The 23,562-nt window shown below is 70.7% G+C and carries 16 protein-coding genes; 1 reads left to right on the top strand and 15 read right to left on the bottom strand.

Annotation, left to right across the window (positions count from 1 at the left end; all coding sequences use genetic code 11):
* Positions 1-113: 113 nt before the first annotated feature.
* The 12 genes from L7N97_RS12865 to L7N97_RS12810 form a co-directional block, all read right to left on the bottom strand.
* Complete coding sequence (locus L7N97_RS12865) at positions 114-1,556, bottom strand: ImmA/IrrE family metallo-endopeptidase (RefSeq protein ID WP_237478687.1); 1,443 nt, start codon at positions 1,554-1,556, stop codon at positions 114-116.
* Positions 1,553-2,074 (bottom strand): hypothetical protein, encoded by a 522-nt coding sequence (locus L7N97_RS12860; protein WP_237478685.1) that lies wholly within the window; start codon positions 2,072-2,074, stop codon positions 1,553-1,555. The genes L7N97_RS12865 and L7N97_RS12860 overlap by 4 nt, the downstream gene beginning before the upstream one ends.
* A 345-nt stretch (positions 2,075-2,419) precedes the next feature.
* On the bottom strand, positions 2,420-4,315 hold the full coding sequence (locus L7N97_RS12855; protein ID WP_237478684.1) for a TniQ family protein: 1,896 nt from the start codon (positions 4,313-4,315) through the stop codon (positions 2,420-2,422).
* Between the two features lie 2 nt (positions 4,316-4,317).
* Positions 4,318-5,379, bottom strand: coding sequence for an AAA family ATPase (locus L7N97_RS12850; RefSeq protein WP_237478683.1), 1,062 nt, complete (start codon positions 5,377-5,379; stop codon positions 4,318-4,320).
* Positions 5,372-7,618 carry a hypothetical protein gene (locus L7N97_RS12845; RefSeq protein WP_237478682.1) on the bottom strand — a complete coding sequence of 749 codons (2,247 nt, stop codon included), beginning with the start codon at positions 7,616-7,618 and terminating at the stop codon, positions 5,372-5,374. The genes L7N97_RS12850 and L7N97_RS12845 overlap by 8 nt, the downstream gene beginning before the upstream one ends.
* A 53-nt stretch (positions 7,619-7,671) precedes the next feature.
* Positions 7,672-8,535: a Tn7 transposase TnsA N-terminal domain-containing protein gene (locus tag L7N97_RS12840; RefSeq protein ID WP_237478680.1), complete on the bottom strand. Its 864-nt coding sequence runs from the start codon at positions 8,533-8,535 to the stop codon at positions 7,672-7,674.
* The gene (locus tag L7N97_RS12835) at positions 8,532-8,771 is read right to left on the bottom strand and encodes a hypothetical protein (protein ID WP_237478679.1); all 240 of its coding nucleotides are present in this window, start codon (positions 8,769-8,771) and stop codon (positions 8,532-8,534) included. Before L7N97_RS12835 ends, L7N97_RS12840 begins: the two co-directional genes overlap by 4 nt.
* Positions 8,772-8,940: 169 nt before the next feature.
* Positions 8,941-9,738 carry a hypothetical protein gene (locus L7N97_RS12830; protein ID WP_237478678.1) on the bottom strand — a complete coding sequence of 266 codons (798 nt, stop codon included), beginning with the start codon at positions 9,736-9,738 and terminating at the stop codon, positions 8,941-8,943.
* Complete coding sequence (locus L7N97_RS12825; RefSeq protein WP_237478677.1) at positions 9,735-10,274, bottom strand: hypothetical protein; 540 nt, start codon at positions 10,272-10,274, stop codon at positions 9,735-9,737. Before L7N97_RS12825 ends, L7N97_RS12830 begins: the two co-directional genes overlap by 4 nt.
* Positions 10,275-12,017: 1,743 nt before the next feature.
* Positions 12,018-14,285, bottom strand: a complete 2,268-nt coding sequence (locus L7N97_RS12820; protein WP_237478676.1) for an ATP-dependent helicase — start codon at positions 14,283-14,285, stop codon at positions 12,018-12,020.
* A gap of 204 nt (positions 14,286-14,489) precedes the next feature.
* Positions 14,490-15,089: a hypothetical protein gene (locus tag L7N97_RS12815; protein ID WP_237478674.1), complete on the bottom strand. Its 600-nt coding sequence runs from the start codon at positions 15,087-15,089 to the stop codon at positions 14,490-14,492.
* 23 nt (positions 15,090-15,112) lie between these two features.
* Positions 15,113-15,796: a hypothetical protein gene (locus tag L7N97_RS12810; RefSeq protein ID WP_237478673.1), complete on the bottom strand. Its 684-nt coding sequence runs from the start codon at positions 15,794-15,796 to the stop codon at positions 15,113-15,115.
* Between the two features lie 330 nt (positions 15,797-16,126).
* Here L7N97_RS12810 and L7N97_RS12805 point away from each other — a divergent pair, with 330 nt between their 5' ends.
* A complete protein-coding gene (locus L7N97_RS12805; RefSeq protein ID WP_237478672.1) occupies positions 16,127-16,486 on the top strand; it encodes a hypothetical protein in 360 nt (119 codons plus the stop codon).
* 135 nt (positions 16,487-16,621) lie between these two features.
* Here the strand turns inward: L7N97_RS12805 and L7N97_RS12800 are convergent, their stop codons facing one another.
* The 3 genes from L7N97_RS12800 to L7N97_RS12790 form a co-directional block, all read right to left on the bottom strand.
* Positions 16,622-16,894, bottom strand: coding sequence for a hypothetical protein (locus L7N97_RS12800; protein WP_237478670.1), 273 nt, complete (start codon positions 16,892-16,894; stop codon positions 16,622-16,624).
* 82 nt (positions 16,895-16,976) lie between these two features.
* Positions 16,977-21,704, bottom strand: a complete 4,728-nt coding sequence (locus tag L7N97_RS12795; protein ID WP_237478668.1) for a CHAT domain-containing protein — start codon at positions 21,702-21,704, stop codon at positions 16,977-16,979.
* Positions 21,705-22,140: 436 nt separating this feature from the next.
* Entirely contained in the window at positions 22,141-22,869 is a 729-nt protein-coding gene (locus L7N97_RS12790; protein WP_237478666.1) for a PP2C family protein-serine/threonine phosphatase, read from the bottom strand.
* Positions 22,870-23,562 lie beyond the last annotated feature (693 nt).

Here is a 23,562-nt window from a genome sequence, read left to right as displayed (position 1 = left end):
CGCTCGCCGATCCCGTCCTCGCCACATCCGGCGTCACTCGAAGGGGGGATCGGGTCGGTGGCCCACCGGGGCCGCTCGCTCGGGCCCGGCGAAGGGGCACCCCTCTTGGACCGTTATCGTGGCGTTGGAGGCATCGACCCGCGGAGATCCAAGGCCCGCTCCAACTCGGGGAGGGTCACGCCGAGTAGATCGGCCATCGTCTCCGGGACGATCAGGCCCGCCTCGTGAGACCCGAGGCATGCGCCCAGCAGCCCACCCGACCGTTGCATCTTGAGCCCCGGAAGCTCGTCGTGGACCCGCGGAAGTTCGGCGTCGATCCAGTCCGTGAGCTCCACCGGACCTATTGATCGGAGGACCCGGTCGCTCACGGCGCCCTTCGACCCGAGCTTGATCTGGATCCTGGCACAGGTGAGGCTAACGCCGAACGTCCTCATGACGTGGTGGAGCGCCTCGGGGGTGCGACCGCCGTCCAGGAACGCCTTCCCCACCACGGCCGCGGGCGCGAGGAGTTCACCGGCGAAGGCCTGCGCACGATCCTCGTTCGGATCGGGTCGGCGATCCGCCCCCATGATCTCGTCGCTCCAATCGATGCGGATGGCTTCGAGGTCTTCGTCCGCGTCCCAGAGCGCATGGCAAAGTTCGTGCGCCAGCGTCACGCGTCGCGTGCCGGGGTTCTCGTTGATCCCGAGCACGTTGACCAGCACCCCACGGTCCTCGCCATTGCGGATGGTCGCGCCGGCGAGCGCGGGCTGCGAACGCATCCGCACCACCGGTATTCCGAACCTTCCTTCCATGAGCTCCGCAAGGTCGCATACGGGACCGGTACCCAGGGCGAGGAGTTCCCGGGTGCGGCGGGCCAAGTCCGCGCCTTGCCGCCAAGCTTCCTCCTGCGTCCGGGGACGCCGGTGCTTCGGTCGGTGCGGCGCCCTCCTCCGTGGTGGGACGTCGCCCCCGATCCCCGCGAGCCAGGACGCTAGGCGAAGCTGGGCGTTGTGGATCGACGCCGCCTCGAGCAGATCCAGGACGATCTCGGTGCTTGGGGGCTGGGGCGCCCCCGTGACCTCCCTCCGCCTGTGCGCCAACGACTCGGTCGCCTCCGCGGGTACCTCGTGGCCGATCGTCCAGTAGTCGAACCCCAACGCCCAAGCGATGCGGGTCAGCAGCCACATCGGGATCTTCCGCAGGCCGGACTCCGCCTTCTCGAGGACCTCCGGTCCGACCCCCACCCTGCGAGCGAGATCCCCGGTCGGCACCCCGAAACTTCGCCGTCGATCCGCGAAAACCTCCGCGACCGACGGTCCCGGCCGAGCGATCAGAACAACGGGTTCTTCGGCGAGCCGCGCCATGAGCGGCCAGCCGAATGCCTCGATGCATTCGAACGCCGTCATCTTGCGTCCCTTCGCACCCTCCTTCCAGCGCGCCAGATGGGTTTGACTTCGGACGAAGCGCACGCCGCTCGCCAGGGCTCGGTGCTTCGGCTCCAAGTCTCGGTGCAAGCTGGGGCCGAACACCGCGTCCAGCGCGTCGTTCAAGTCGCCGGTCTCGGCATCGCTCATCGGATCCATTCGATGTCTTCCTTTCCGGCTGGGGCTTTGGGGTATTCCTTCAACTCCTCGTCATACGGAATGTAAGCGACGTCATAACCGCGATCCTTCAAGGCCTGGGCTGCTCCCACCAACTCGTCTTCGCGGTCGGGTCCATATCTTCCCGAGTTGCCATTTATCAGGATGGTGCGCTCGCCGAGGAACCACAGCTCGCCCCCGCAGTGGGCGTCGGCGCCCCCCGTCAGGTTCGTGTGCTTAATCGCGTTCCCCGCCAATCCGAGCGCTTCGGCGAAGGCACATATCTCGGGGGCATATGGTGCGGTGTCGGGCAGGATCACCCAGAGGCGGCGACCCTTGGCGGGGTCCCCGTTCGCAAGCGGCAGGCCCACGATGCAACGGGTGTCCGCCTCGCCGTCGAGATCTCGTCCTCCATTCCCGGGACCGATAACCTCCTTCTGCGCGTGCGTCGGGGCGATCCGCGGTGGCCTCTTGCCGTACTTCCGTCGGAAGGTTCGGAGGGTGTGGGGCATGCGACGGCCTTCGTCAGGTCTTGTCCTTGTTCCCAAGTTCTTGACGGACATGGGTTAACCAAGCCTGCCCGTCCACGCCGCGGTGGGTCGTGATCGTCGACACGACGAAGACCACCATACGGGGCGGGCATTCGGACCGCCGTCGGCGTTCGTTGCATGTCGTCCGGGACCCGCCGGGCACCGGCCGACGGTCCCCGAAGCCGACGCCCCGCGTCGAGGACGCCTCGGAGCGGGTTCGATGCGTCGATGGTGTCCGGGGGTGGACCTCGTTCGTACCGCTCGCGATGCGTCCCCCTCGGACGGGAGCCGAGCCGGGGGCGGCGCTCCGTCGGGTGCACCGAGGACTCAATCGGACCGGACCGGCCCCCGGACGTTCTCGATCGGCAGGACGGCTTCCACCCTGGCTCGGTCGTAGAAGTTGGCCAGGACCTGACCGTTGGGGATGGCGGGGTCCACGCCCTTCTCGTCGAGCAGGCGCTTCATCTTGCAATTGTGCAGGCCGTACGTCCGGCTGAGTTCGACCAAGCTCGCCATCCTCGCGGTGAACGCCTCCACCGACGCCAGGGTGACGAAGCGGCTGGTCCGATGGGTCCTCGCCCCGACGACGGTGGTGGTCCGCAGGTGGCCCCTGGCGGCCAGCGCCGCAGGCGTGCAAAGGTTCACCTGGAGCCGTCCCGCGACGGCGCTGAACCTGAGGTGAGGAACTACCTGGGCCTTGTGGACCCTCTCGATCTCCGCGACGTCGACGAGGAAGGACGGCACCCCGGGGATCGTGGGCCGCCTGCGGGCGCCGGGCAACTTGCGCGCCATGAGGAGCCGGATGATGGCCGCGGACCCGACGTTGGTCAGGCGCGCCGCCTCGGCGATCCCCACGGCTCCCGGCGGGGGCGCCTCGCAGGGTCGGGCTCCCTTCGCGAGGCGAGCCAGGAATGCCTCGAGTTCCTCCGCGCAGAACCTCGACCACGTCCGCTCCGTCCTGACCTTCGGTACGACGGGATGGATGAGGCCGTCGTCGACGAGGCGCTGGAATTGAAGGATGGACAGGCCGAGGTGCGCCGCCGCCTGCGCCTTCGACAGGGCCGCCGCGAGCCGCCCCACGAGCGCGTCGACCCGCTCCACCGGCGCCGCGACCGCGCGGTGCCTGTCGTCGTCCGGGACGTCGGACAGCACGCCGGCCGCGACGAGCTCGCGGCGAAGCCGCCGCGACGTCTGGCGCCCGTCGTGGCACGCCGTCGCGACCGAGTGGACCCTGCGTCGTTCGACCACGACCCCGAGGACGTCGTCGCCGACGTCGACGGGCATCGTGTCGAGGATGTGTTCGCGCAGGAGGTCGCGGACCGGCGCGTAGTCGGGATCGCCGGCGCCCGCCCTCGCCCAGGCGTACAGCTTGCCGAAGACGTCGCGCGACTTGCCGTTCCGGGACCTGCCGGGTTCATGCGTGTCCTGGAGATGGTCGAGCAACGACCGGACCTGCCCGGCTCCTCCAGAGACCAGGTCGAAGCCGGCGGCCGACGCGGCGCGCCAGTCCTCCTCATCCAGCACCCCCACGGCGACCTTGGGGCCGAACAGGGCCACCGCCCCCACCATTTCGCAGGTCCGCGTCGCCGCATGCAGGGGCATGTCGTCCAGCAACGGCGAGGGTCGACGCGGGTCGCGCCCGCGCAATCGATGTCCGAGGTACGTCTCGAAGGCGGACGGTCTGCGCCGTGGAGCCGCCCGCTCCAGAGCGTCGAGATCCTCCAGGGCGGTCGTGAGCCGCTCCACGGACACGTAAGGTCCCCCGCTTCGGACCGGATTGCGCCCTTCCCCCGCCAGGCGCACGAAGCCCACGTCGTGGACGGGGCAGGTCCGGATGCCCCTGACGAACCAACTTCCCCTGACGTACGTCGCGACGTCGGGTTCGAGGCTCGATCCGGCGAGGTCCGCACGCAGGCAGGCGGGGCAGCCGTGGAGCTCCACCCTCCTCAGGTCGCGTCGCTGGAACGTCTGGCCCCGGTACGCGACGCGATCGGGATCCAACCGGACGAAGGCGCGGGGCCGGAGCGTCGCCGCGGGTATGCCCGTGATGTCCGCGACCCTCGCGATCGCCCGGTCGGCCCCGGTGGTCAGGCCGGTCACCGAAATGCCCGCGACGTCGCAGAAGTTCGCGAGGTCGGTCTCGTAGTGGCGCGCGACCCGCGAGACGAACCCTTGCAGCGTCTCGTCGGCGGGGAAGGCGGGGAACTCGAAGGGAAGGGCCATGGTCAGCCCCTCCGGCGCGGTCGGGACGGCTTCGCGCCACGGCTCGCCTTCGCGCCCCCGGCGGCGTTCGGGGCGGAGCCCCCGTCGCCACCGAGGATCGCGGCCACGTCGAGGTCGGCCCAGCGCGCGGTCAAGAAGGGGTTCTCCGTGTTGGCCGCGCCGGTCGACCGGGCCCAATGCGTCGCGAAGTGCTCCAGCGTGAGCGAGCTCGGCGACCGATCTCGCCCGTCCTTGATGCGGAGCGCCCCCACGATCGTGAAGCGCGTCATCTCGATCGCGGTGCCGAACTGGCCGAGGGCGGCGTGCGCCAGGCGGGGCACGACCTGGTTGCGCAGGTTGCGCGGCGTCCCCATGCCGACCTTCTCGGCGAGCCTCGCCACGGTCTTCGCCAGGACCTCGAGCATCCCCCCGTCCAACGGGGCGAAGGCGAAGACGTCGGAGCGCCTCCGGACGTGCGCGTCGCCGCGGAGGAAACCGACGATGGACGGATCGCCGGACAGCACCAGACCGACCTTGTGGCGGGCGTTGATCAAGGCCATCTTCAGCGTGTTCCGGATCTGCCTCGCGGACTTGGCGTTGGCCACCTCCGTGATCGAATGGACCTCGTCGATCCAAAGGAACCGGATCTTCTTGACCCGGATGACGCGCCAGGCGGCGTCCCACGCCACGGGCGCCTTCAGGCCCTTCCGGACCGGGTGCCCGGCGGCGGTCGCGATCTCGGCGCCGAGGTCGGCGAGCGAGCAAGGTGACGGGACCTGGACGAACAGCATGCCCGGCCTGCGGCCGTCGAGCGAGAGGCCGGGGACGCGCCGCGACGCGTGCTCCACCAGGGACGTCTTCCCCGCTCCGGAGGGGGCCGCGAGGATGATGGCCCGCCCGTCCTTACCGGACAGCGTCCCCACCACCATGTCGCGCAGGCTTCCCTCGAACCGCCCGTCGTCCGAGCGCCGGGCGTAGACCTTCAACAAGGTCTCCAGGATGCGTCCATCCTCCTCCAGGTCCTCGACCCGCACGCGCACGGGGCGGTCGCGGGCCACCTTCGGCTCGGGGCCGTACTCAAGCATCGTCGTCCTCCTCGAACTCGACGTATTCGTCGGAAACGGGTCCGTCGTCGCCGTCGCCACCGTCTTCGGCCCGCCCGTCGTCCGGCGGGGATGGGGGCGGGGCGGCCCCGGCCCCGGCCACGGCGTCCGCGGTCCCCGCGCCGTCGCCGACGGGCGAGGTCTCCTCGTCGACCTCGTCGATCCCACCGACGACGACGCCGCCGGTGAACGGCGTCCCCCGGGGGGTGGCGTCGGCCATGACCTCCTCGAGGGTCGGGTGGGTGCCGCGCTCCCACGGCGGCACGTACCGGCTCGCGAGCGCGGCCTCGATGCGGTCGAGTTGCTCCGCGGTGGGCCTGAGGCGGCCGAGCCCGAACTGCTCGACGCCGGCCTCGACGAGTTCCTTGGTCTTGGCGATGGCGTCGAGGACGACGGACTCGCGCACCCTCGCCTTCGCCTTGAACCTGCGTCGGAGGTCCTGGTCGGCGGCGATCTTCACCGCGAGCGAGGTGCCCTGCATCCCGGGATCCCGGCAGACGCAGGTCTCCCATTCACCGTCGATGAGGACGGACACGCATCCGAGGTCCATCGCGTCGACGCGGACCGTCGCGTCCCGTGCGCCGCGCTGGTTGAAGTCGCGCACGAGGGCGGCGGACCTGTAGGTGAGGTCGAGGAACCCGACGCCGTGGGGTCCGGTCCTGCAGATCCGGTCCACGCCCAGGGCGTTGCGCCGGACGGTCGGGCCCGGTTCCGCCCCGATGCCGTGCGTCCCGTCGAGCCGCTCGAAGGCGTCGATCGGGGTCTCCCTCCTCAACCCCCTGTGCGGTCGACAGTGATAGGAGTCCACGACCGAGAGGATCAGGATCTTCCTCAGCACGGTCTCCAGGATCGCGGCCCGTTCCGCGGAATCGTAGTCGCCCCGGTCGACGGGGTTGGAGAAGGTGCGGCCCGGGAGGCGCCCGCCGACGTGGAGCTCCAGGGTCCTGAAGAACCGCTCCACCCGTGGCCTTCCCCGGGGCCTGGCCGCAGGGGGCAGCTTGATGTTCGCGTGCAAGCCGGCCGCAGCCATTTTGAACGCGTCGGACTTGAACCCGGCGCCCCCGTCGGTGACGATCAGTGTGGGCACGCAGCTCATGTCCCAGGCCGTCTGCGCCCCGGCCCATCGCGCGAGGCGCGTCTTGTCCGAGACCACCATCGCGAGGCACGAGACGGCGTTCTCGGCGGTGTTCCCAGTCCGCGAGAGGCTCATGGCGAGCACGATGCGGCTGGCCGTGTCCAGGGCCGTGCAGGCCCAGAGTCGAACCCGCCCGGCGCTCTTCCGCCATTCAGCGTCCAGGCGCTGCCACACCCCGTGCTTCTCCAGCACCGCCTGGACCTGCACCTCCCATTCGTCGATCTCGACGCGCTGGCCGATCCACGTCACGTCGAAGCCGTCCTCGTTCGACTTGAGGTTCTCCACGGAACCGGCGCCGTACCGCGCGGCGTGCACCCTGGCCTTCGGCATCCCCCCGATCGCCTTCGTGAGGACCTTCTTCGACGGACACGCGAAGGGTCGGAGACCCTCGCGCTCGCGCTCGACGTTGGCCGCCCTGACGGCGATCTTGAGGTCGAATAAACATTGGTCGATCGTCGGGCGCTCCATCGAGAGATAGCCGTCGGCCGCCCCGGCGACGAGGCGCTCGAGGCCGGGATCCAGGCGCCGGTGGTGTCCGCTGCTGACGTGGCGACGGTCCCGTAGGGCGAGTGGATCGCGCCCGCCCCGCACGAAGGCCCGCGTCCACCTCAGCAGCCCGTCGCTCGACGGGCGTCTGACGGGTGGGCATTCCGCCTCCGCCGACTCCCGATGGGCGTCCACCCGTTGCTTGGGACCCTCGCCGCCCTCGCCGAGGCGCGCGAGGCGCTCCGCCTCCAACTCGGCCGCGATGACGGCGATGGCCTCCGTCGCCCCGGCGTGGGTGCGGACGGCCCGGCCCGCCTCCACGAGCGCCAGGAATCTCCCGACCCACTCGCGCCGCCGAAGGACTTCGGGCCTCTCGGCTTCCGGCAGGGAGGAGATGTCGTCCAGGGCGGCTCGCGACCTGGCCCTCTCGCGGCCGGGGGCGTGGTGGTCGCGATTGAAGATGTAGTCGTGGCGGCCGGCCTCCTCCGTGAGGCGGGCGTCGTCGAACGTCTCAAGGATCCCGGGCTCGCGGAAGCGCTCGAAGGTGTGGGCGCGGCCGTGCGACTCCCGCCATCGATACTCGATGCCCCTGACGACCAATCGGTCGTCCGCCCCGAACCTGTGGTGGCGGGGTTTGCGGGGCCTCCCAGCGGTCACGGTCGCGTCTCGCGCGGCGCGACGACGGTCTCGGGCGCGATCCTCCCGTCGGTGAGGCGCTCCAGCGCGCCCGCGCCGATGAGCCTGGCCGCCGCCCGCATCCCCTCGCCGCGGAGCCCGCTCGCCACGCAGGTCTCGGCGATGGTCGCGCCTCCGACCGGCAGCGCGGCGAGGAAGCGTCGGTCGTTGTCGGGGCTGGGATGCCGCCGCGAGGAGGAGATGAGGTCGGCGTCGTGGAGGACGTCCGGCGGCACCTGCAGCTCCGTGACCAGCGTCGCGGCGTCCGCGACGCCGACCGCGAGCTGCGAGGCGATGAGGTCCACCAGCTCGCGCGTCCCCTCGCGGTCGGCGATCTCGGAGGGTTTCACCTCGACGAGGATGCGCCGGCCATCGGTCGTCTCGAGCAGCAGGTCGAACGTGTGGCTCATGGGCCGGCCCTCCGCGACGTACCTGACGGCGGTCGGCTGCTCCCACACGTTGCGGACCCAGGTGCAGGCCAGCAGCGCCAGCATCACGGCGTATTCCAGGAAGGACTCCGCCAGCAGCTTGCGGAGGTCGGGCCCGACGACGGTGCCGCGACCCGAGCCCTTGGACGGAGCGCCGGGGATCCGCGTGGCCGTGGACGGGCGGAGGACGCGGCGCGAGAAGTCGTGCCGCGTCGGCGAGGCGCCGTGATCGCGCGGGGGCGCGGTCCCGCCGCGGGCGGAGGTCCGCCGGCGACGATCCGCGCCGGGACGCCCGGGCTCGCGCCGGGGCGTGGCGCGGCGCGGCGACGTCCGGCGCCCCTCGGCGTCGCCGCCGCACCCGGCGTCCTCCGACACTTCGCCCCGAGGGCCGTCCCGGCGGCCGGCGGCGCTCACGGCCGCTTCCCGCGGGCCGTCCGTCCGCGGGGATCGTGCGGCCGGGGGCGGGCTCGCCGCGGGTGCGGCGCTCCGCCCGGGACGAGCCCCTCCGGCGGCCGGCGCATCGGCCCCGACGCGTCGAGGTCGTCGAACCCGAGGCCGCGCGATCGGGCGACCATGAGCGCGGCCCTGATCGTCGCCGGCCCGGCGAGATCGTGCATGGCGGCCACGGCCGCGTCGAAATCCATCGTCATTCCGGTCCTCCTTCGTCGTTCGATCGATCGTGCGTCGCCCCACGCACCGACACCGCTCCGGGGCGATCCCCGCCTCGTCCCGGCGGACCTCGCGCGGACGGGTGCCCGGCGGAGCGCGGGCCCCGATCGCCCACCGGCCGGTCGGTCCGGGCCATGGCGCCGGACGCCGTCAAACCCCGTCCCCGTCTTCGACGGGCGTCGGCTCCACGGTCCGCTCCGGCGCGACCGACCAGCCGTCGCGCATGCGGACGAGGCCGTCGGCGATCAGGCGCACGACGGCGGGAAGGCCGTCGTCGCCCAGCCCGGACGCGAGGACGGCCTCGGCGATCATCATGGGTCGGGTGATCGTCCCGCGCATGTGGACGACCGCGGGATCGTCCGCGGCCGGACCGTTCGCCAGGACGGCCGCGACCATCTCCGCCCGGCGCGAGGGGGACCACATCGGGGCGGCGACCTCGCCGAGGCTCCGCCACTGGTCGAACTGGACGGGGTCGGCTGCGTCCGGTCGACCGATGGGACGTCCCGCACCGCTCGGGATCGCCGACGCACCCGCGACGGCGTCCGTCCCGATCCGCTCGGCGGCCGCCCGCCCCCGCTCCTCGACGAAGGACCGCGGGAACGATGCACGGGTGTGGGTCCCGTCGGGCAGCGGCGGCTTCGATGCGAATGCCGCGCGCCGCCGCTGGGCCGCCCTCGCCTGCCCTTCCCTGCGCCGCGCCGCCAGCGCCAACGCGCGCGAGTCGCCGTCGAACAGCGCCGTCACCGTGGTGACGAAGGCTGCCGCCCGGCGCCTGGGATGGGCGGCGACCTGCGGGCGGGGCACCTCGCGCTGCGGGGGGGGCACCTCGCGCCGCGCGCGGGGCCGAGGCTCGGTCCGACCGACGGACGGCTCGACGACATCGCCGTCCGCGGCCCGCCGGATCGTGCGTGGGGCGGCGGCGCCGACCCGGATGGTCCCGTCGCTCAACCCGCCCTCCCCGACCCCACGGTGTCCGCGGCCGCTCGCGCGGCCGGCGGCGGCACGAGGCCGTGCAGCGCCCGATCCCGCGCCAGCGCGGCCGCGAGCACGTCGCGCAGCAGGTCCCCGGGACCCCCTTGGTGGCGCGAGAAGATCCGCTCGCGACGGGGTACGTCCGCCGGCGTCGCCGCGGGCTCGTCGGCGATGGCCCAGAGCGCGTAGCGGCATCCACCACGGATCTGGCGCACCATGTCCGGGTCGACGCCGATGCCGAGGCCGAGCCTGTCGCGCATGTCCAGCAAGCGGTCGGCGCGAGCGTAGTCGTCGTCGATGGTTCGCGGGGCGAGCATCGCCGCGAGGGCGGACCGATCCGTCGCGGGGAGGCCGACGGCGACCGCGTCGTCGCGCCAGAAGTCGGGCGGGGCGCCGTCCAAGGTGGTCGGGCCGCTCGACGTCCGGGCACCGCGGGCCGGCGGGAAGCCGAACAATATCGGGCGAGGCCGACCCTTGGTCGTGATGCGGCCGTTCTGGTCGAAGATGTCCATGGTCGTCGTCCTCATCTGAGGGGTTGAATCGTCCGCGCGGCGGCTGGACGGGTGGGTCGTCGTCGCGCCGGTGGGAAAATCGTCCCGGTCGGATGCGACCGGGACGACGTCTCAGCTCCCGCCGATGCGGGGCGGCATGCGATCGCGCCGGTACGTCCCGGCCGCGCGGTCGCGCCGACCGAGCGGCGGGCGCCTCGTCGTTGCACGCGATCCGACCCCAGCCGCCGGTCGCTCCTCGCCCGGGGTCGTTCCCCTCCCCCGCCGGTCGATCCGGGGGTGGCGCACGCCCGGAACCCGTGGCGTCGAATGCCATCTCCACATCCGGAGGACGTCGTCGTACAAGATCTTCGCGATCAGGTTGTTTAAGTCGGTCGACGTCGGGGCGCGGCTGAGGTCTCGGTTCCGCTCGAGGCTCGCGATCGCCCGGTGCGTCGCGGAGGTGTGGGCCGCGGCGGCCCTGAACCGGGCCGGCTGGCTGGGGCGCGTCACCAGGGGAGCCGGCGTCGAGGGCTCCGGGGGCGGCCCGGGCTGGAACGCCTCCGCGGAATCGGCGGCGAGCACCGGTGCGGGCACCTTGCCGAGCATCAGGATCGCCCGGATCGTCGCGGGTCCGGGCCGGCCGGCGTCGGTGATCGAGGCGGTTCCGTGTGCCATGTATCTTCCTCCATTCGAGTACGGTGAGGCGCGGCCGTTCCCGACCGGGGGCGCCCTCGCCCCATCGCCCGGTTGACGGGGTGAGCGGTGCGATTTGGAAAGCCGCGCTCGAAAAAGATTCACCTCCGCGCGACGTCGTGCGACCGCATGGGGATGGACGCCGGGGTCCAGCACGGCCCGGTCGTGGGCCCCCGTATCGACCCCCGCTCCTTCGGGCGTGCCCGCGATGGCGTCGGCGCGCGCGAAGGGCCCCGTCCAAGTGTGGTTCGATCCGACGAGCATCGTCGCCGGCTGCCCGGCGACTCGCGCCCGCCGCCCGTAGCGTGAGGACCAGCCGGCCCGTGGTCCGGGATCGGACGTGGCCCTTCAGAGAGTCTCCGACCCATGCTCGCGATCCCACTCGGCGGCCGACGAGATCGCGGATCCGGGGGCACCCGACGCGAGACGGCTATATAATCATCTAAATGAGTTATCATAACTCTCACGATTTGCAATTGCGGCTCCGTGAGATTCACCGTGGACGCGACGGACGACCGGACCTTGGGTCCCTGACGTGCAGGGGTCCTACGGGCGAGACCGCTCCGTCGGGTGGATCCGATGTGATGGAGGGACGACGTGGGCATGCCGGCGACTGCGCGTCCCGTTCACGACGCGCCCGGTCTCGTCCACTGGACGCGCTCGACGCCGGGGCGGTCGCGGGCGTACCCTCAGAAGCTCGCCGGGGTGGGTGCGTCGTGTGGCGGACGTCGTGGATCCGAGGACCGGCGTCCTCAGGCGGATCCCGGATCGGAGCCGCGGTCGGCCGCGGGTTCGCCGCACCCGGAAGCCGATCCGGGCGACGTACGGCCGGTTCGGAGGTCGAAGGAAGGACGTCGACGCGACGTGGGTATGCGTCGATGCGGGCGCGACCCGTGCGATCGCCGCCGCCGTGACGGCCGTGCGCGCGAACGTCCTTCCGCAGGGGCGAGTGGCCTGACCACGGATTTCCACGAGGGGACCGGCCGGGGCGACTTCGCTCCCGGCGTCACTCCGCCGTGTTCACCCCGACCCCGCGCGTGCACGCGCCCGGACGCGGCGGCTCCGACGCGATCAGGCCCGACGGACGACTTGCAGGAGACCTTCGAGCTTCGCGAGGTGGGGCGATGCGGCGCTGTCGCGCCGGCCATACCTCGATGCCCTGTACAAGCGGACGTGTTCGCTTGCGCGGGTGACGGCGACGCGGAAGATCTCGTCCTCCGCATCATGCTCCCCGACGACCCGTCCGAGCTTCCTCATCCCCCCAATGTGGACGGCGCGGAACTCCATGCCCCGGCTCGCGGGCATCGTCATCGCGCGGACGGCGTCGATGTCCGCGGTGGACAGGGTCACGTGGCGATGGAGGCGCGGCCGATCGAACGCGTTCTGGTTGTCGATGCGGTCGAGCAGCGACGGGAGGTCGCCACTTCCCAGCGCCTCGCCCTCCTCGCAGACGACCAGGACCTGGTAGGCGGCGACCAGCCCCAATCGGTCCTCGAGCGAGGCGTCCGGGCGCAACGCCTGCGCCAGCGTGCCGGGGCGGTCGAGGATCCACGCCACGAGCGCCTTGTGGCCGGTCCGGGAGGCCAGGGCGACGAGGTCCGTCGCCAGCCGCGCCAAGCCCTCGGCCGCATCCCTCCCGAGGTCCGGAAGATCCCGGAGCGATGCCAGGATGCGTCGGGGGGTCGACCCTTTTTGTGAGGCGCACGCGAGGACGAGTCCCGCGTCGCGCGCGGGCACGCCGTAGGGCGGGGACGCCGCGAGCGCGAGGAATTCTTCGACGGTCGGATGATGATCGGCCGCGAGGGCCAACACGGCCTTCAAGGCGAGCACGTCGTGGCGGAGCCGAACGTCCCCGAGGGTGAGGACGGGCACTCCCAAGGCGGCGAGGGCGCCCGTGAGATTGTCCAGCATCTTGTGCGACCTGGCCAGCAAGGCTTGTTCCCGCAAGGGGACGCCCGCCGCACGCAGTTCCTCGATCCCGTCCCGGATCGCCTCGGCCTCCGAAGCGAAGTCGGGCGTCACCGTGAGCCGCCCACCGGTGGCGCATCCCCGTCGCCGTCCGCTTGGCCCGTCGAGCGCCTCGTGCAATGCGAGGACGCCGCCGTTCCGCGCCCTGTACCGGCGTTCGAGGCGCAACGTGCGTCCCCCGAAACGCCGTTCGAAGTCCACCACGCCATCCGCCCCGGCTCCCCTGTGGCGGTCGACGGCCTGCCCGGCGTCGCCGGTCGCCCATAGGCCGGGACCTCCCTCGCAGAGTACGCGGAGCAGCTCCAGCCCGGCCGGCGGGACGTCCTGCAGGTCGTCGACGAGGACGTGTCGATGTCGGTGACGAAGCTCGGCGACGAGGACCTCGTCCTCCGCCAGCACTCGGACCGCCATGGCCAGCACGTCGCCCGCGTAGACGGCGTTGCGGCGGGCGAGTTCCCGGGCGAACTCCGCCTCGACGCCGTTTTCCGTCGAACCTTCGATGCGACCGGCCGCGAGGTCCCGCAGGACGCGCGCCGGCGACTCCGTCGGGAGGTCGGCCAGGATCCCGATGGCTTCGGTCCGGTCGGCCACGCGGACGCGTCCGTCACGCTTGATCCGGTCCGGCCATCTGACGACGATGTCGTGCGCGAACTCGACCAGGGTGCACGCCGCGACCTGGCCCACCATCGCCGGGTCGTGCGCCGCGACGTGCTCCTCGAGCGCCTCGGCCGCCCACGGCGTCGAGGCGATGGCGAGGATCGTGGCGGGCGTGTCCCCCGCCCGCGTCGACGACGGGGGGCTCCCCCTGGTCCGGTCCACGAGTTCGAGCAGACGCTCCGCCACGACCGTGGACTTCCCCGTTCCCGCGGCGCCAATGACGAGCAACGGCCCATCCGACCAAGACGCGCACTCGCGCTGCCGGGCGTCGAGGTCGACCCGTCGCCATGCCCGCGGCGGGCGATCGTCGGGGGGGAGCAGCGCATGGGTCGCCTGACGGACGACGATGCTCTCGGGAAGCCGCAGTCCGGTCGCGATGTCGGTCACGCCCATGCCGGCCGCGAGAAGTCCGCGGACCTTCGTGGACGGACAGAGCACCTCGTCCGCGAACAAGATCGCCTGGATCTCGACCCTCTGCCTCGTCGAGTAGCCGTTCATCAGCAAGCCGCCGTCCGCTCCCCGTCGCGACCGGCCGACGCCCAGCCTGGGATCGCGGTGCATCACGGCGTGGCCGACCTCGTGAGCGATCTCGACGGGGCGTTCCGGCTCGGGCACGATGACGGACACGCCCACGGTCTTGCCGAAGAGGAAGGCGCGGTCCGGCAGGCTCGGGCTCGGCTTGTAAGTGGCGAGCGTCAGGCCGTGGCCCGCCAACAAGCCGTCCGCGACCGCATGGGGCGTGTCCCCTGCCAAGAGTCGCGACGAGGCGTCCCTCGCACGCCTCGCGATCCAACGCACCGCGCGCCACCTGTCCATCGACCCCGCCTACGCCGCGCCCGGCCCGTCCCGGATCCGTCCCAACGCTGCGGTCCAGCCTGGCAGCCACGGGTGAACCCCAGGTTTCCGCCACGGTCGACGTCAAGGGTCGCGGAGCCAGTACTCCTTCCGCGCGTCCGACATGTCGCCGGCGAGGACGAGGTCGTCGCAGGTCGGGAGATCGACCACGGTCTCCCCCTTGCTGGCGTGCCAGGCGCGCGGTCGGAGCCGGGATGCGTTGGCCGCGGCGACGATGCCGATCGGATCGACCGCGAGTCCATCCGCAAGGTCGTGGACGATCTGAGTGGGGACGGCGCCCTTGAACCGACCGGCCTCGAGTTGCAGCAGCACGGAGACGTCGATGTCCATCGTCCGGGCGAGTTCGTCCATGGTGGTCCCCGCCCCTTCCAGCAGATCGGTCAGGTCCGGGTCGCCCTCCCGCGGTCTCAGCACACGCATCACGTCGATGGGCGCTCCTGCGGGATCCTTCGTCCGCTTACGTCGGGTCGGGGCATCGTCGAGCCCCTCGTCCACGAACGCCATGAAGGCGTCCAGCTTGGCGTCGACGTGCCCGCGGATGCCGACGGCGTGCTCCACGTGCCGCCCGCACCATTCGTCCACGTCGGAACGGGTCGGGACGGGGCACTCCCGATCGAATGCGCGCAGGATCTCCTCCAGCGTCGCCTGAGCTGCTTCGGTCATTGATGTCTCCAGGTCGTTGTTGATCACAGGCTCTTGTACTTCGCGACGAATCTGTAGAAGGTGTTTCTGACGGTCTTTTTCGTCACGTTCAGGGACTTCGCCAGGGAAGTTATCGTCTCCCTCGCGAAAATGCCTTCCACCACCACTTTCTCCGTTGGGGTTCCCAATCTCCCGACCGCGTGCAGGATGTCGAACGCTTTCCTCCTCCTGAGCTCATCCTCGCTCCCACCCGGGGACGTCGCCCACTTGGTCACCCCCGAGCCTGCGATCGTGGCCTTGTCCTGCCTGTTCAGGGCCGATCCCACTTCGTCTATGATCAACCACTTGAGCTTGTAATTGAACCTCTGCCTGAGGATCCGCGCGAGCGCACCGCGCTTCCCGACCAGCGCCATCTTCAATGCGGTCTCCACGTTGCTGGTCATGACCGACCCGCACTCCGAGTAGAGTGCCTTTCCGGCCTTCTTCCGGGTCCTTTGCTCCACGATCTCGAACAGCCTCTCCTCGACCATCTCATAGGCCTCGGAGGCCATGCTCTCCGCGTGATCCATCAGACCGGAGAACAGGATCGACGGGTCGATGTCTCGCCATTGACCTCCGGAGATCAGGGATCGCCACTCGTCCTCGCCCATCGGCGGCGGTGCCGTCTCCGCCTCGCCGTCGTCCGCCTCGTCCAGTTCGTGGGGATCCTCGGTCGCCCTCTCGTCCATTCTCCGGTCCTTCCCAGCGATCTCGGCGCCGTCCCGGTGGATCGGTCGCACGACGCGAGCCTGGATCGAAGGGATTGTTGATGGCCTAACGGCGGATGTCCCGACCGATCGCCGGAGCGCGACGCATGAACGTGCGCGGGGGAACGACGTGCGTCGGTGCCGTCCCTCGACGGGGGTTCGCATCGGAGCGGCGCGGCCCGTGGACCGCGGCGGGTCGCCCGCGCGGCGCTCGCGCACGCGTCAGGGCCCTCCAGGGTCGATCGAGCCGTGGTTCCAATGGTGACCTGCCATCCCAGGCGTCTCGACACCGCCGTCCGGCGGCACATCGGGATGTGGTCGTCCAAGACGCGCGACATCGAGGGCGTGCACCCGCTCCAGCTCGGCGGCGACCGCCGCAAGGACTGGCGGCAGCGCCGCTCCGACCTGCGGGTGGAGAACCCGCCCGTCTTTTACCCCCGTGGGATGGTCGAGCAGATGGCGACGGTCGCGAGCTGGCTGTCCCTCGCCGCCCGTTACCGGCGCATAATGAATCGCGTGGTGGCCGACGTGCGCACCGCGCACTACACGGACGAGGTGCTGCGAGTGACGATCCGGCGGGCCGACGAGCAGGCGGGCTCCGTGCAGGCCTTCGCCGACGTCATGCCGGCGACCCACGCAGCCCTGGCGCGGAAGGTCGTCGTTGCTGGGTGATCCGATGGCCAGCCGGGGCGAGCGGCGTGCCGAGCCGAAGTGGCGGCGGTCATCTGGGTGCCGGCCGGACGCAGGCGCGGGACGGGCGCCCGGGAACCGTGAACCACTGCGTCGTCGGCCACTCCGGATCACCGCTCAGAAGAGCGACAGAAAGCCGAGCAAGTCCCAATGCATCGCCGCGTTCCCGGCGCCGAGGGAGGCGCCCGGACCACCGGCCTTCATGAGACTGGCCGCCGCTCCGAGTACCGTCGGGAACGAGCAGCCGAGGAGGAGCGCCAACCACATGGTCGGTGTTCCCCTGTAAGGGTAGATCGCGGCCACGAGCGCCCCGAGCAATCCGTAGAGGAGGACCACGACTGCCCACTCCCACCTGAACACGAAGGCGACGTTGGGCAGTTCATTGTACATCTTGATGATCGTGGGCGCGAAGCTGCCGACGAAACCGACGGCCCCGAGCTGCAGGCGGGTCGCCGGGCGCAGCGAACGCTTCTCATGACCTGAGCGCCCAGTGGTGCCGCGGGTCCCCGATGTAGACGAAGGGTGACCAGAGGGCCGGGTGCCCGAAGCGAGCGGCTGCGGCGAGGCGTCCGAGGCGGAGGGCCTCGGCCGGGTCGGCGCCCCCGAGCGCGGCTGCGAAGGTTCGCTCGATGACGATCTGGGTGACATTCGTCCTCACCTCCCATTGCGTGACCACGATCGACCTCGCGCCGGCGTCGATCAACGATTGCGCGAGGCCCGAGAAGCCGTTCCGGCCCGGGGTGCCGTCGGATGCCGCGGTGTCGCACGCCGAGAGCACGACCAGGTCCGCATCCAGTCTGAGGGTTGAGATCTCCGACGCCGTGAGAGGATCGAAGGTTTCCGGGTCGCCTTCCGGGGGCGTCAGCACGAGTAGGGGTTCGGGTGTGTTCGGATCGACGTCGGCGGCCAAGCCATGCGTGGCGAAGAGGATGACGCGGGATCTTTCGAGCGACCTCGCCTTGAGGATCTCGGATCGGCGCGCACCGAGGCCCGCGTGGAACTGCGCGAGGTCGCCGCCGAGTTGCGACAGCACGTGCCGGCCGAAAGTGGCCGTCTCGGGTACTGGTTGCAGATGGACGCCGCCGAGCCATCGACCCAATCTCCACTGCGTCCTCGCGAACCAGTCCTGCGCCGCGGCGAGGTGACCGGCGATGGAGCTGGTGGCGCGGACGTCGTCCGCCATGATCGGATCGGCCACGACCGCCACGGGAAACGGGGCGGACGAGGTCGCCGCATCCGATCGGAGCTCGAGAAGGGTCGACAGGCCGGGAAGGTAGGCGACGCGTTTGGACAACCCCGGCCAAAGCTCCGGATGCCGACCCACGTCCGCCACGTCGATGGGCGTGGCCTGCGCGAGTGGGATGGCCTCGAACGGGATGTCGCTGAGCGCCCCGTGTGCGATGACGACCAGACCGCCCTTCGCCACGTCCTGGCCGAGCAGGTCCAAGGTGAAGGGTCGCACGGCGCCCAGCGCCGAAGCGTCCACCAAAGCGTAGTTCGCGGGAGCGGGCGAGCCGTCCGCATTCGGTGGAAAGTCGAGGGCCGCCCTCATCCTGGCTATGGCGTGCAGCACCTCGACGTTGGAGGTCGGGGATGAGGCGAGGCGTGCACCGGTGCGCGTTATGACGAGGGCGTGCACCGAATAACGCGTCGGGAGGAGGTCCAGGACGACTTCGTCGTCCGTGAGTCTATCCTGCACGGCGCGCAGCAGAGCCTCGCCGGATTGAGGGGCGCCGGTCGCCGGCAGGGTCGTCGCGAGCACGGCCGACGCCTCCGAAGCCCTCACCGCGGCGGACGCGCTTCGCGCCCTCGCTTCCTCCAACTCCCTCAACGTGCCCTTAAGTTGGCCTCCGACGATGGCGTTCAATTGGCGTGATGCATGGTCTGCGTCCGACGTGGCGGCGGCCCAGGTCTCGAACGCGGCGGACTGCGCCGGCGTGGAGGCGCGCCGGCGCAACCGCGCCACCTCGAAACTGCGGGCGAACGGGTCGACTGCTTCGAGTGCGGAGAACATCCCCACCGCGGCGCTCAATCGCGCCCGTTCCTCCATCCCACGTTCGGAGGCGTACCAATCGAGAGTCTGGAAATAGGCCGAGAGGAACAGATCCCGGACGTCGTGGCTGAGCGTGCCCAGCGCCCCGGGCGCAGCGGGATCATCGAGACCGACCGCGTGGACCAGCATCTCGAGGTTGCGATCGTCCTTTCCCATGAGGCGCCGCACCAACGCCAGGCGCGCCGCCGCCCGTACCGTGAGATCGGTCCCGGGACCGGTGGAACCGAGTCCGGCGTCGAGCGCGCCTTCCAGGATCGGCTCGTCGTGGGACCACGGGCGTCTCCCGAACCAGTAGGCCTCGCCCATCCTGAGCAAGGCGCTCCCCACCACGGACGACTTGGAAGCGGGTCCGAACACCTGCGAGACGGCGGACGGCAGTTCGATGGGCAGGACGAGCGGATCCGCCTTGTCCCGCTGGCCGGCGTCGGCTTTGGCATGGGGTATGACGTGGCCGGCCGCGATCAAGCTCGCGGACGCGTGCCCCTCACCAGCTTCGGCCTCGGCGAAGCCGACGTAGGCCGACATGTCTCCTGTGGTCACCTCTTCCGGATCGTCCAACAGATCCAGGGCGACCAGCCGTCGCCAGTAGGTGTCCGCCCGATCGGGGTCGCCCGCGGCGACGTACAGCTCTGCCAGGCGATGTATCGATTGCCGGTACAGCGCACTGGGGAAGCCACGGGTCGCGCCGTCGTCCGCCGGCAGAGTGCTCGACAGCGCCAGGGCTTGGCGCGCGTAGTATATGGCGTGGCCGAGATCTCCACGCCGGGAGGCGAGGGAGCCCGCCTCCATCAACGCGTCGACGAGGAACGTCGAGGGCGTCGCGTCAAACGCCTCCAGTCCTCGCACGGCCTCCTCGGCCGCCTTGCCGGCGTCGTCGAGCCGTCCCAGGCGCGCGAGGGGCTCGGCCATCATGGCACCGGCTCGGAAGGTCTCCATGGAAACGGCGCCGTACCGCGCAAGCGCCAAGTGACGTTCCGCGGTGCGCAGCCGCAGGCTCCGAGCGAACTCACCCCTGGCCTCCGCTTGCATCGCGAGCACGGAAGCGTTCATCTCGACCATGGCCGCCATGAGGCCGTCGGCCTTCGACGCATATTTGGAGTAAAACCAACCGATCGCCTCCCCGTCGGCCTCCAGACCTGGACCCGGCGCTCCATCCCACTCCCTGTCGATCTCGTTCGGCGTGGCGGTTCCAGGGGGAGGCAAGTTCAGTCGAAGCCGCCCGGCCATCTGGCGAGGGGCGAAATCGAGGTAGAGGCGCAGCCCGTCCGGGACATGACCGGTCAGGACGCTTCGTCCGTCCACCAGGACCTGGAACTCAGTTCCCCCCTCGACGACCGCCGCCACCCTTCCCAAGTCGGGCACGACGAGTTCCGTCGGAGCATCGAGGCGTGACGTCGCCTCCGTGTAGGGCGACGTCGCCAGCGGCTCCGTGCCAAGTCGGAAGCGCTCGTCGGAGGGATCGTGCAGCACGATGGCGTCCTCCGGGCCATCCAACGCTCGGAGGACGACGTGGCTGTCGGGGAGGCGGGTCGGCCCCGCGACCTCGATCCGCCTTTCGACGGTGAGGCGGAAGAAGGCTGGCGCGAACGGATCCCTGGGGACGGGTGCCGTCAGCGCGACGCCGGCTGGGTCCATGAAGGACCCCAGAGGTTCGCCCGAGTCCGGATCGCCGAGGCGAATGATCTCGACCGTCTCACCCCATCGCAGGAGCAGTCGATCCCCTTCGTACAGGGTCGCGCCGAACACCTGTCGCCCGTCCTCCGCCCGTACCTTGACGATGGACCAGCGGTGCGCCGCGAACGTCGGCGACCCCGTCGGCAGACCACGCGAATACGTTGTGACCTTCCCGCTGCTGGGGAGGCGACCGGGGAGCAAGGCCGCCACGATGCCACCGAGTTCCGACTCCTCCTTCCGCCAACGATCGGCTCCTTGGAGACGGAGAAGCGCGAGTTGCGCCCTCGCTGATCCCCGTTCCGCCGCGAAGGAATACAGGCCGGTCGCTCGTTCGTCCGTCAGGCCTGGCATCCCGAACTCGTGCAGCACGGCGAGGCGCTCCGCGGCGGGCGCGCTCCCGCGTGCGCTAGCCTCCTCCAAGAGTTGTGTCCCTTGCTCGAACTCCGCATCGTCGCGTGCGTGGAACGCCGACAAGGTGCCGAGCGCGACGACCGCGGGGAGATAACCCTGACCAGCGGAGGCGAGGAGGAGGGTACGCGCCCTCTCGACGTCCCGATGCAGCGACAGTTGCTCATTGAGTCGCCGCTCCTCTTCGAGGAGATGCGTTCGCGCCCGGCCCGTTGCCTCCGGATCGGCTCCGGGGTCGCCCGTCGCCCTGAAAACCTCGTCGGCCTCCTGCTTGACGCGGGCGAACAGGGGCATGGTCACCTTCGGTGGATAGTTCCAGCCATCCTTCATCAGCATCGCCAAGGCGACCTCGGCTTCCGCCGAGCCCGACGCGACGGCCCGCTCCAGGAGTTCGACGGCGCGCCCCTGATCCAGGTCGGGGGTCCGGGCACTCGCCATGCCGGCCAACTCGATCAAGGCGGCGGCGCTGCCCGCCCCGGCGGCCCGCTCCAGGTGGTCGCGGCCCGACCGTCGTTCGGCGTCGTTCCGCGCTGTCGACAGCAACGCCGCCCCGAGTCGGGCTTCGATCGGTGCGCCCTCGGAGCGTATGCGATCCTCGAGTCCCACGACGGCCTTACGACGCTCCTCGGGATCGGCGCTGTCGTGTAGCGTCGCCAGGTCGAGCCCTTGCTCCGCGGCGCTCGCCACGGAGCTTCCCAAACCACGGTAGATGTCGATCGCTTCCTTGCTCCCCGGCTGGCCACCCATGTCCGCGAGTAGGTCCGCCAGGAGGAGACGGCCGTCGTCATGGCCACGCATCGAGGGCCGACGCAGGACTGCGATGGCTTCCGTGTAGTCACCGGCGAGCGTCAGGTAAGTCGCGCGTGCGAAGGATGCGCGCGGATCCTCGGGGTCGTCGACGCAGGTGGCGAGCGACGCCGCGACGGCCGGACGCCCGATGGGGAACCGCAGGAGCCGCATGGCATCGGCGGAGCGCGTGGGCGCTGGCTCGCAGGTGGCCCGGGCTCCTTGGCAGCCTACGATCTGCGACATGACCAGGGCGAACGCGAGGAGGACGCTCCGCATGTCGTTCCCTCGTTCGCGATTGCTCGGTGGCGCGCGTCGTCACCGCAATTTGAGCATCCGATGCTACCCGCGGTCAACTTTGCCGACAAGGACCCTCACTTGTTCCTCACGCGCCGTCGTCGTAGGTTTTCGCGCGCAGGCGCGCCGTCCAAGCCGTCGCGTCGCCGTCCCGCGCGGATCGCGTTCGTGGATCATCCAGGATCAGGGCCGCGGCCTCGTCGGCTGCGTCGTGCGCGTCATGGAATGTCCTCCCTCCCCCCGCGACGCGGCGCGAACAGGGCGTCGATCCGCCAACCGGGGCAAACGCCGGGACCCATCCTGTCGAGCCCGCTCGATCCCTCGCGCGTCCGGGACGGATCAGGTCTCCCGCCGCAAGGCCCATCACGCGTGCACCTTCCCGTCCTGCTTCAACGATGCGGGCACACATGGGCGGGCGTCAGAAGGCGAGGACGATCACGGAAACATTGTCCCTTCCCCCCGCGGCGAGGGCCGCCTCGACGAGATCCGTCGCCGGGCGATCCGAACCCGACCGCAGGAGGGCCGCTATATGCCCGTCGTCCACGAGATCCGTCAGACCGTCGGAACAGAGGAGCACGACGTCACCCCGGCCCAGCGTCGTCGACGAGAGATGGGGCTTGAGGCGTCTCCGGTCGTAGGTGCCGCCCAACGATTGGGTCACGGCGTGGCTTCTGCCGCCCCTCGCTCCGCCGACCTCGGGAACGTGGTCGCGGCTGACCATCTCGAGGCGGCCATCGCGCAGGAGGTACCCCCGGCTGTCCCCGACGTTGAAGAACGTGCACTCCCGCGCGCTCATGAGGAGGCCGACGATGGTCGTGCCCATGGCCGGCCGGCCCCCGGGGACGAACATCGCCGCATGGACCCGCTCGTTCGCTCGTTCGATCGCCGGTTCGAGGCCGGGCGTATCGGGGATGCCCGGCAGGAGGTCCGCCAGCGCCTGGAGTGCGACGCCGCTGGCGACCTCGCCGGCGCCGTGCCCGCCCATCCCGTCCGCGATCAAGGCCCAGCCACACGTGCGATCGATTTCCCCCGACCATGTCTCATCCTGGCCCGTGCTGCGCCAGCGGGAGGTGCCGCAGCGATCCTCGTTCTTCGCCCGGACGTATCCGATGTGGGTCGCGGCCCATGCCCGAACGTCGTCAGGCATCGGTGATCGGATGGCAGGCCGCGACCGCCATCTCCCTGATCCGTTCGACGTTCGGCGGATGGCGCGTCACGAGACCGTCGACGCGCGAGAAGCTCGACCGGCGCGCGACGTCCCCGAGGAATGGCCTGTTCGACACGACGGCGAGGTCGTCGTCGCGGATGAGGAAGAAGAAATCGCCCCGCCGCGTCTGGGTGAGCTGCATGCGACCCTTGTGGGACCACTTCGACAATTCGGACGCCGGGTCGTATTGCCCTCCCCGGGGCTCGGTGCGGGGTGCCAGGTATGAGGCGACGTGCAACGGGATCCGCCCGGTCAAGAGGCGGTCGAGGTCCCGCATGAGATGGGGGGTCAGCATGCTCGGCTGCAGCCCGGCGCTGGTGATGGTGAGAGAACGGGTGGCGCCGGCGATGGCTTCCGCGAGCAGTTCGCTTTGTTCGTAGCAGGCGAGCGGGCGCAACTCGAAGGCGTCGAGGTCGCGCCGGGCCGCAGACAGCCTCCCCTTGGCGACCGACAACGCCTGAGACACCGCGGGGCTCGGCCGCCCGGAACGGCTCGCCTCGACCGCGAGTTCGACGGATCGAAGCTGCGTCGACGCCTCGGCCTCCTCCTTCCGCCTGGCGGCGAGGCGTGGTCCGTCCGGAAGCGACGCCGTCAGCGCTCCACCGAAGAACCGTCCCAAGCTCCTCATCGAAC

It is taken from the genome of Lichenibacterium dinghuense, assembly GCF_021730615.1.
GTDB lineage: Bacteria > Pseudomonadota > Alphaproteobacteria > Rhizobiales > Beijerinckiaceae > Lichenihabitans > Lichenihabitans dinghuensis.
Note: the sequence above shows the minus strand (reverse complement) of the source record. Positions and strands in the feature narration are given on the sequence as shown.